Below are 9808 nucleotides of genomic sequence, written 5' to 3' on the forward strand. Positions count from 1 at the left end.
GCACGAGAATTGCCCCGGAATCCAGGGTTTCCCCGTACGTCGCATACCGGGCCCCGCATACGCAATATGGGCACCACGGTATGCGTGCGGCGGCGCAAGCCGCTAACGTCCAGGCCTGGCCACCACGCGCCACCCCACGAGCACGACAGCATGAGTACCGAGAGCAGCAGCCACAGCCCCAGCCAGCCCATCCGATTCTTCCATCGCGGACAGGTCGTCGACGTCAGTGGCGTCCACCCGACCCGCTCGGTGCTCGACTGGCTGCGCGAGGACGCGCGCTGCACCGGCACCAAGGAGGGTTGCAACGAGGGCGACTGCGGTGCGTGCACCGTGGTGATCGGCGAGCTGGCCGAGGCCGGCGCGCCCGACGCGGTCGGCGGCCTGCGGCTGCAGACGGTCAATGCCTGCATCCAGTTCCTGCCCACGCTCAACGGCAAGGCGCTGTTCACGGTCGAGGACCTCAAGGACCAGTGCCAAGCTTCGCAGGCAGCCCCGGCCCCCGCGCTTCAAGAGGGCGACAAGCGCCCGCACCCCGTGCACTGCCTGCACCCGGTGCAGCAGGCGCTGGTCGACTGCCATGGCTCGCAGTGCGGCTTCTGCACGCCGGGCTTCGTGATGTCGCTGTGGTCGGCCTACGAACACCACCAGGCGCGCGGCACGCAGCCCTCGCGCCAGCAGCTGGCCGACGACCTCTCGGGCAACCTGTGCCGCTGCACCGGCTACCGCCCGATCCTCGACGCGGGCCAGCGCATGTTCGACCTGCCGCCGGTGCGGCTGGACAGCCGCGCGGTGGTGGCCGCGCTCACCGCGCTGAACCCGCCCGCCGACGCCGCGGGCTTCGAGTACGCGGCCCCGCTGGGCGCGCGCATCGACCGCTTCCATGCGCCGCGCTCGCTCGAGCAGCTGGCCGCGCTGCGCGAGCAGAAGCCGCGCGCGCAACTGCTGTCGGGCTCGACCGACGTGGGCCTGTGGGTCAACAAGCAGTTCCGCGACCTCGGCGACATCATCTACGTGGGCGACGTGCCCGAGCTCAAGACCGTCGAGGTCCGCGGCGACCACCTCTACATCGGCGCGGGCGCCTCGCTCGAATCGGCCTTCGCGGCGCTGGTCGAGCGCGTGCCCAGCCTGGCCGACGTCTGGCTGCGCTTCGCCTCGCCGCCGATCCGCCACGCGGGCACCATGGGCGGCAATGTCGCCAACGGCTCGCCGATCGGCGACTCGCCGCCGGTGCTGATGTCGCTCGATGCCGAGATCGAGCTGCGCCGCGGCGCCGACGTGCGCCGCATGCCGCTGCCCGACTTCTACGTCGACTACATGAAGAACCAGCTGCAGAGCGGCGAATTCGTGCAGGGCCTGTGGCTGCCGCTGGCCGCGATGCGCCGCCAGGTGCGCGCCTACAAGATCAGCAAGCGCTTCGACTGCGACATCTCGGCGCTGTGCGCGGGCTTCGCGCTCGAGCTCGAGCCCGGCGGCAACAAGGTGAAGGCCGTGCGCCTGGCCTTCGGCGGCATGGCCGCCACCGTGAAGCGCGCGGCGCAGGCCGAGGCCGCGCTGGTCGGCAAGCCCTGGACCCAGTCCAGCGTGAATGCCGCCAAGCTGGCGCTGGCGCAGGACTTCAAGCCGCTGTCCGACATGCGTGCCTCGGCCGACTACCGGATGCAGGTGGCGCAGAACCTGATCCAGCGCCTGTGGCTCGAGACCCGGGCCGAGGATGCGCTGCCCGGCAGCGCCACCAGCGTCTGGAGCGTGATGCCGCACGCCGCCACCGCCAAGCCGGCCGCGCAAGGAGTCTGAGACCATGAACAAGCCCCTCGATGCCCGCCTGCTGCAACCCGCAGAGGCCTTTGCCGACTACCTCAAGAACACCGCCGCCCGCATCGACCAGGGTGCCGAGGCGCTCGCCCACGACCAGGGCGTGCGCGTGGGCATCAGCCGCCCGCATGAATCGGCGCACCTGCACGTGGCCGGCGAGGCCACCTACATCGACGACATCCCCGAGATCGCCGGCACCCTGCACTGCGCGCTGGGCCTGTCGCCCGCGGCCAACGGGCGCGTCACGGCGCTCTCGCTCGACGCCATCCGCGCCATGCCGGGCGTGGTGTCGGTGCTCACGGCCGACGACATCCCGGGCACCAACGACTGCGGCTCGATCATCCACGACGACCCGATCCTGCTGTCGGTGAAGGACGGCGGCGAGATCCGCTACCTGGGCCAGCCGGTGTTCGCCGTGATCGCGCGCACCCGCGACGCCGCGCGCCGCGCCGCCGCGCGCGCCAAGGACGCGCTGACCATCGAGGCGCAGCCGCCGGTGCTGACGCCGCAGGACGCGCATGCGCGCGCCCAGTACGTGGTGCCGCCGATGCACATCGTGCGCAGCGGCGGTGCCGCCAACGACGGCGACGAGGCCGCCGTGCGCGCCGCCATCGCGGCCGCGCCGCGCCGGCTCAAGGCCACGCTCGACGTCGGCGGGCAGGAGCAGTTCTACCTCGAGGGCCAGATCAGCTACGCCATTCCGAAGGAGGGCGGCGCGCTGCACATCCACTGCTCGACCCAGCATCCGAGCGAGATGCAGCACCTGGTCGCGCACGCGATGCACCTGCAGTCGAACGAGGTGCACGTCGAGTGCCGGCGCATGGGCGGCGGCTTCGGCGGCAAGGAATCGCAGTCGGCGCTGTTCGCCTGCGTGGCCGCGGTGGCCGCGAGCAAGCTGCGCCGCCCGGTCAAGCTGCGGCTGGACCGCGACGACGACTTCATGGTCACGGGCCGGCGCCACTGCTTCTGGTACGAGTACGAGGTGGGTTTCGACGACGAGGGCCGCCTGCTCGGCGCCGAGATCACCATGGTCTCGCGCGCCGGCCACTCGGCCGACCTGTCGGGCCCGGTGATGACGCGCGCGCTGTGCCACTTCGACAACGCCTACTGGCTGCCCAACGTCAGCATGCACGGCTACTCGGGCAAGACCAACACGCAGAGCAACACGGCCTTCCGCGGCTTCGGCGGCCCGCAGGGCGCGATAGCGATCGAGAACATCATGGACTCGGTGGCGCGCGCGCTGGGCCGCGATCCGCTCGACGTGCGGCGCGTCAACTTCTACGGCAAGGGCGAGAACAACGTGACGCCCTACCGCCAGACCGTGACCGACAACATCGTGCACGAGCTGGTGGCCGAGCTCGAGGCCACGAGCGACTACCGCGCGCGGCGCGAGGAGATCGCCGGCTTCAATGCCGCGAGTCCGGTGCTCAAGCGCGGGCTGGCGCTGGCGCCGCTGAAGTTCGGCATCTCGTTCAACGTCAAGCACTTCAACCAGGCCGGCGCGCTGGTGCATGTCTACACCGACGGCTCGATCCTGGTGAACCACGGCGGCACCGAGATGGGCCAGGGCCTGAACACCAAGGTGGCGCAGGTGGTGGCGCACGAGCTCGGCGTGAGCTTCGAGCGCGTGCGCGTCACGGCCACCGACACGACCAAGGTCGCGAACACCTCGGCCACGGCGGCTTCGACCGGCGCCGACCTCAACGGCAAGGCCGCGCAGGACGCCGCGCGCCAGATCCGCGAGCGGCTGGCGCAGAGCGCGGCCGAGCGCCATGGCGGCGAGCCCGGTGCGGTGCGCTTCGCCAACGACAAGGTCGAGGTCAACGGCCGCACGCTGGCCTTCAGCACGGTGGTGGGCGAGGCCTACCTCGACCGCAAGCAGCTGTGGTCCGACGGCTTCTACGCCACGCCCGGCCTGAGCTGGGACAAGGACAAGATGCAGGGCCGCCCGTTCTACTACTACGCCTACGGCGCGGCGGTCAGCGAGGTGATCGTCGACACGCTGACCGGCGAATGGAAGCTGCTGCGCGCCGACATCCTGCACGACGCGGGCAAGTCGCTGAACCCGGCGGTCGACATCGGCCAGGTCGAGGGCGCCTTCATCCAGGGCATGGGCTGGCTCACGACCGAGGAGCTGGTGTGGCATCCGCAGAGCGGCAAGCTCACGACCCACGCGCCCAGCACCTACAAGATCCCGACCGCCAACGACTGCCCGCCGGTGTTCAACGTGCGGCTGTTCGAGGGCCAGAACTTCGAGGACTCGATCCACCGCAGCAAGGCCGTGGGCGAGCCGCCGCTGCTGCTGCCGTTCTCGGTCTTCTTCGCGATCCGCGACGCCGTGTCGGCCGCGGGCGGCCACCGTGTCGACCCGCCGCTGCGCGCGCCCGCCACGAGCGAATCGATCCTGCGCGCCGTGACGGCCGTGACGACATCGCAGGTGGAATGAGCGCCGAGAACACGGATTTCCGGACGCAGAGGACGCAAAGATTTCGCAAAGAACGCAAAAGAAGCCAGATTGAACATCACCATGTCTTCCTTTTGCGTCCTTCGCGGATCCTTCGCGTCCTCTGCGTCCGGCTGTCCGATCCCGCTCCCCGGCTGTATAACGCCTCGCATCGACCACTTCCGTGCGAGCGGCCATGAGAGACCAGGCGCTTTTCGACAAGATCGACCTTCACCTGATCCGGGTGCTGCACACCGTGCTGACCGACCGCAGCGTCTCGCGCGCCGCGATCCGGCTCGGGATGTACCAGCCGGCGGTGTCGGCCGCGCTCAAGCGGCTGCGCGAGCTCTCGGGCGACCCGTTGCTGGTGCGCTCGGGCTCGGGCATGGTGCCCACCGATGCCGGGCTGCGCATGATCGAGCCGGCCGCGAGCATCCTGCGCGCGGCCGAGATGCTGTTCTCCGATGCGCGCGGCTTCGACCCGCAATCGGCCAGCACCACCTTCCGCATCGCGGCCAGCGACTACATGGACCCGATCTTCCTGCCCATGCTGGTGGCGCAGGTCAAGCGCGAGGCGCCGCTGTGCCACATCGAGATCCATCCGCTGTCGCCCGACTCCGACTACCACGGCCACCTGTCGCTGGGGCAGGTCGACGTGGTGATCGGCAACTGGCTCAAGCCCCCCGAGGACCTGCACATGGCACGCCTGTTCGGTGACGAGGTGGTGTCGCTGGTGAACCAGGACCATCCGGCGGTGCGCCGCGGCTGGGACCTGGAGACCTGGCTGCAGGCCGAGCACATCGCGCCCACGCCCATGCACCCAGGCGGGCGCGGCATCATCGACCAGATGCTCGACGAGCTCGGGCGCCAGCGCAACATCACGGCGCGGTGCGCGCACTTCGGGCTGATCCCCGACATGGTGGCCTCGAGCCTGCTGGTGCTGACCACCGGCCGCCAGTACTGCGAGCGCTTCGCCGCGCGGCTGCCGCTGAAGATCCTCGACTGCCCGGTCGCGCTGCCGCGGCTCATGTACTACCAGCTCTGGCACGAGCGCACCCACTCGTCGAGCTCGGCGCGCTGGCTGCGCGAATGCATCAAGGACGTGGCGGCCTCGCTGCGTCCGCCCACCCCGCCCGCGCGCGATGCGCGCGATCCGCCGCCCCTGGGCGCCTGACGGCGCCGGCCCCCTCACCAGAACCCCAAGGACCTCGAGGCGCGACCGAGCTCGCGCCAGGGACGGGCTCGGCCCGCTTTTTCTTCAGAACGACGCCGCACGACGCGACACGAGACAACACATCCCGGAGACAAGAAACCCATGAACTGGATCGACAAGGTGTTCAAGCTCAACGAACACAACACCACCGTGCGCACCGAGGTCATCGCGGGGCTCACCACCTTCCTGACGATGGCCTACATCATCTTCGTCAACCCCTCGATCCTCGGCGACGCGGGCATGCCCAAGGGCGCGGTCTTCGTCGCCACCTGCCTGATCGCGGCGCTGGGCACGCTGATCATGGGCCTGTACGCCAACTACCCGATCGCCATGGCGCCGGGCATGGGCCTGAACGCCTACTTCGCCTACGTGGTCGTGCTCGGCATGGGCTACACGTGGCAGACCGCGCTGGGCGCGGTCTTCATCTCGGGCTGCCTGTTCCTGATCGTCACGGTCACGGGGCTGCGCGAGCTGTTCATCCAGGGCATACCGCAGTCGCTGCGAACGGCGATCACGGTGGGCATCGGCATGTTCCTCGCGTTGATCGCGCTCAAGAGCGCGGGCGTGGTCGCGGCCTCGCCGGCGACCTTCGTGACCTTGGGCGACCTGCACTCGGCACCGGTGGTGCTGGCCACGCTGGGCTTTTTGATCATCGTGGTGCTCGACAAGCTCAAGGTGCGCGGCGCGATCCTGATCGGCATCGTCACGGTCACGGTGCTGTCCTTCTTCTTCGGCGGCAACAAGTTCCACGGCGTGTTCGCGCCGCCGCCCTCGATCGCGCCCACCTTCATGCAGCTCGACATCCTGAGCGCGCTCAAGGGCGGCATCCTCAACGTGGTGCTGGTGTTCTTCCTGGTCGAGATGTTCGACGCCACCGGCACCCTGATGGGCGTGGCCAAGCGCGCCGGCCTGCTGGTGCCCGGCAAGATGGAGCGCATGAACAAGGCGCTGCTGGCCGACAGCGGCGCGATCTTCGCGGGCTCGCTGCTCGGCACCTCGAGCACCACGGCCTACGTGGAGAGCGCGGCCGGCGTGCAGGCCGGCGGGCGCACCGGCCTCACGGCCGTGGTGGTGGCGGTGCTGTTCCTGGCCTGCCTGATGATCTCGCCGCTCGCGGGCTCGGTGCCGGCCTATGCCACCGCGCCGGCGCTGCTGTTCGTGGGCTGCCTGATGCTGCGCGACCTGGTCGAGCTCGATTGGGAGGACACCACCGAGGTCATCCCCGCGGCCGTGACCGCGCTGGCGATGCCTTTCACCTACTCGATCGCCAACGGCCTGGCCTTCGGCTTCATCACCTACGCCGTGCTCAAGCTGTTCACCGGCCGGGCACGGGAAGTGCATGCCATGGTGTGGGTCATCGCCGCCATCTTCCTGTTCAAGTTCGTCTATGTGACGGGCCACTGAACCCGAAATCAGCCGAAGCCCCGGAGTCGGGGTCTTCCATCGCCCGGATTCCGTGGGCACGCTATTAAACTTATAGCTATCGACGTACATCGGAACCCGCGAGACGAGGCCCATTCCTGTACCGAACGAGACAACCCACGGAACCGGCATGACAACACCCAGACTCCAGCTCGCGCACATCACCAAGCGCTACCCGGCGGTGGTCGCCAACAGCGACATCTCGCTGGCGGTGCAACCGGGCGAGATCCACGCCGTGCTCGGCGAGAACGGCGCCGGCAAGTCGACGCTGATGAAGATCATCTACGGCTCGGTCAAGCCCGACGAGGGCAGCGTCGCCTTCGACGGCCAGCCGGTGAACCTGCGCAACCCGCAGCAGGCGCGCGCGCTGGGCATCAGCATGGTGTTCCAGCACTTCAGCCTGTTCGACACCCTCACCGTGGCCGAGAACGTCTGGCTCGGCCTCGACAAGTCGCTGGCGCTGGCCGACGTGGCGCGCAGCATCACGGCCAAGGCGAGCGAATACGGCCTCGACATCGATCCCGCGCGGCCGGTCCACACGCTGTCGGTGGGCGAGATGCAGCGCGTGGAGATCATCCGCGCGCTGCTGACCGACCCCAAGCTGCTGATCCTCGACGAGCCGACCTCGGTGCTCACGCCGCAGGCGGTGGTCAAGCTGTTCGGGGTGCTCAACAAGCTGGCCTCCGAGGGCTGCAGCATCCTCTACATCAGCCACAAGCTGCACGAGATCCGCGAGCTGTGCACCGCCTGCACGGTGCTGCGCGGCGGCAAGGTCACGGGGGTGTGCAACCCGAAGAACGAAAGCAACGAGTCGCTGTCGCGCCTGATGATCGGCAGCGAGCCGCCGCCGCTCGAGCACCGGCCGGTGCATGCGGGCGCGGTGGCGCTGCGCGTGCAGGGCCTCACGCTGGCGCGCGAGGACCAGTTCGGCGTGGACCTCGAGGGCGTGTCCTTCGAGGTGCGCGCGGGCGAGGTGGTGGGCATTGCGGGCGTGTCGGGCAATGGCCAGAAGGAACTGCTCTACACGCTCTCGGGCGAGGACGTGCGTGCCGAGGCGGCGATGGTGCGGGTGTTCGACCAGCCGGCCGGCCGGCTGCGCCCGCGCGCGCGCCGTGCGCTGGGCCTGCACTTCGTGCCCGAGGAACGGCTGGGCCGCGGCGCGGTGCCCACGCTGGGGCTCGCGCACAACCTGCTGCTGACGCGCGGCGACGCGGTGGGCCGCGGCGGCTGGATCCGCACCGGCGCGCTCGAGCGCCAGGCCAAATCCATCATCGAGCGCTTCAAGGTCAAGGCCGGCGGCCCGAAGGCGGCGGCGCGCTCGCTGTCGGGCGGCAACCTGCAGAAGTTCATCGTCGGCCGCGAGATCGACGCCAACCCCAAGCTCTTCATTGTCTCGCAGCCGACCTGGGGCGTGGACGTGGGCGCGGCCGCGCTGATCCATGCCGAGATCCTCGCGCTGCGCGACGCGGGCTGCGCGGTGCTGGTGATCAGCGAGGAGCTCGACGAGCTCTTCAACATCAGCGACCGGCTGCACGTGATCGCCAAGGGGCGGCTGTCGCCCTCGATCGACCGCGCGGCGGCCACGCTGGCGCAGGTCGGCGAATGGATGAGCGGGCTGTGGCCGGGCCCATCCGGCAAGAGCAACAAGAACGAGGAGGCCGCCCATGCTTAAGCTCGAACCCCGTCCGGAGCTCTCGCGCTTCTGGACCTTCGCCTCGCCGATCCTGGCGCTGCTGATCACGGTGCTGATCGGCGTGGCGCTGTTCGCCGCGCTCGGCAAGGACCCGGTCAAGGGCCTGCTGGTGTTCTTCTACGAGCCGATCAAGAACGGCTATGCGCTGGGCGAGCTGACGGTGAAGGCCACGCCGCTTCTGATCATCGCGCTGGGCCTGGCGGTGTGCTTCCGCTCCAACGTGTGGAACATCGGCGCCGAGGGCCAGTTCGTGTTCGGCGCGATCGCCGCGGGCGGCGTGGCGCTGATGGCCGACAAGACCACGGGCGGCTGGATCGTGCTGGCGATCCTGGTGGCGGGCACGCTGGGCGGCATGGTCTGGGCCGGCATCGTGGCCTGGCTGCGCGACCGCTTCAACGCGAACGAGATCCTGGTGAGCCTGATGCTGGTGTACGTGGCGACGCTGCTGCTGAGCTACATGGTGTTCGGCCCCTGGAAGGATCCCAACGGCTACAACTTCCCGCAGTCGAAGACCTTCGAGGCGGTGACGCAGATCCCGCGCCTGTTCAAGGGCTCGCGCGTGACGATCGGGGTGATCATCGCGCTGGTGGGGGTGGGGGCGCTGTGGGTGTTCCTGTTCCGCACGCGCGCGGGCTTCGCGCAGCAGGTCGGCGGCCTCGCGCCCGCGGCGGCGCGCTACGCGGGCTTCTCGGCCCGCCGCGCGGTGTGGATCGCGCTCTTGACCTCGGGCGGCGCGGCCGGCCTGGCCGGTGCGCTCGAAGTGGCGGGCCCGCTCGGCCAGCTCACGCCCTACGTGCCGGCCGGCTACGGCTTCGCGGCCATCATCGTGGCCTTCGTCGGCCGCCTGCATCCGGTGGGGATGGTGTTCTCGGCCATCCTGATGAGCATGTTCTACATCGGCGGTGAGCTCGCGCAGTCGCGGCTCGGGCTGCCGAAGTCGCTGACGGGGGTGTTCCAGGGGCTGCTGCTGTTCACGCTGCTGGCTTGCGATACCTTGATTGCCTATCGGGTTCGTCGCAAGGCGGCTGCGAAGGCTGCCGTGCTCACGACGAGTTCTCTGCAGGCGAGTACGCCTTTGACTGCGCCTGTTGCGCGTACGACCGAGGGGGCGCTGTGATGCTGTCCTGCGCTTTCGATCTGGTTCGTTCGGGGTGGGCTCACGCCGACGGCGTACTCCCCTCCGCGAATGTCCCCCGGCCTGCGGCCTCCTCCTTTATTTCGCTGC

General features: G+C 69.5%; 6 protein-coding genes. All 6 read left to right on the forward strand.

From position 1 onward, the window contains the following. Window positions 1-150 precede the first annotated feature (150 nt). The 6 genes from xdhA (at window position 151) to ACODT0_RS37210 (ending at window position 9700) form a co-directional block, all read left to right on the forward strand. Window positions 151-1794: a xanthine dehydrogenase small subunit gene (gene xdhA, locus ACODT0_RS37185; protein WP_057592006.1), complete on the forward strand. Its 1644-nt coding sequence runs from the start codon at window positions 151-153 to the stop codon at window positions 1792-1794. Between the two features lie 4 nt (window positions 1795-1798). Then, window positions 1799-4258 (forward strand): xanthine dehydrogenase molybdopterin binding subunit, encoded by a 2460-nt coding sequence (gene xdhB / locus ACODT0_RS37190; RefSeq protein ID WP_489043612.1) that lies wholly within the window; start codon window positions 1799-1801, stop codon window positions 4256-4258. Window positions 4259-4451: 193 nt separating this feature from the next. Beyond that, on the forward strand, window positions 4452-5429 hold the full coding sequence (locus ACODT0_RS37195; RefSeq protein ID WP_057592004.1) for a LysR family transcriptional regulator: 978 nt from the start codon (window positions 4452-4454) through the stop codon (window positions 5427-5429). 141 nt (window positions 5430-5570) lie between these two features. After that, window positions 5571-6872: an NCS2 family permease gene (locus tag ACODT0_RS37200; protein ID WP_093340442.1), complete on the forward strand. Its 1302-nt coding sequence runs from the start codon at window positions 5571-5573 to the stop codon at window positions 6870-6872. A 148-nt stretch (window positions 6873-7020) separates the two neighbouring features. Beyond that, window positions 7021-8562, forward strand: coding sequence for an ABC transporter ATP-binding protein (locus tag ACODT0_RS37205; protein ID WP_489043613.1), 1542 nt, complete (start codon window positions 7021-7023; stop codon window positions 8560-8562). After that, window positions 8555-9700, forward strand: a complete 1146-nt coding sequence (locus ACODT0_RS37210) for an ABC transporter permease (protein ID WP_057591999.1) — start codon at window positions 8555-8557, stop codon at window positions 9698-9700. The genes ACODT0_RS37205 and ACODT0_RS37210 overlap by 8 nt, the downstream gene beginning before the upstream one ends. The last annotated feature ends 108 nt before the right edge of the window (window positions 9701-9808 follow it).

The sequence above is a fragment of the Variovorax sp. FG153 genome (genome assembly GCF_057809595.1).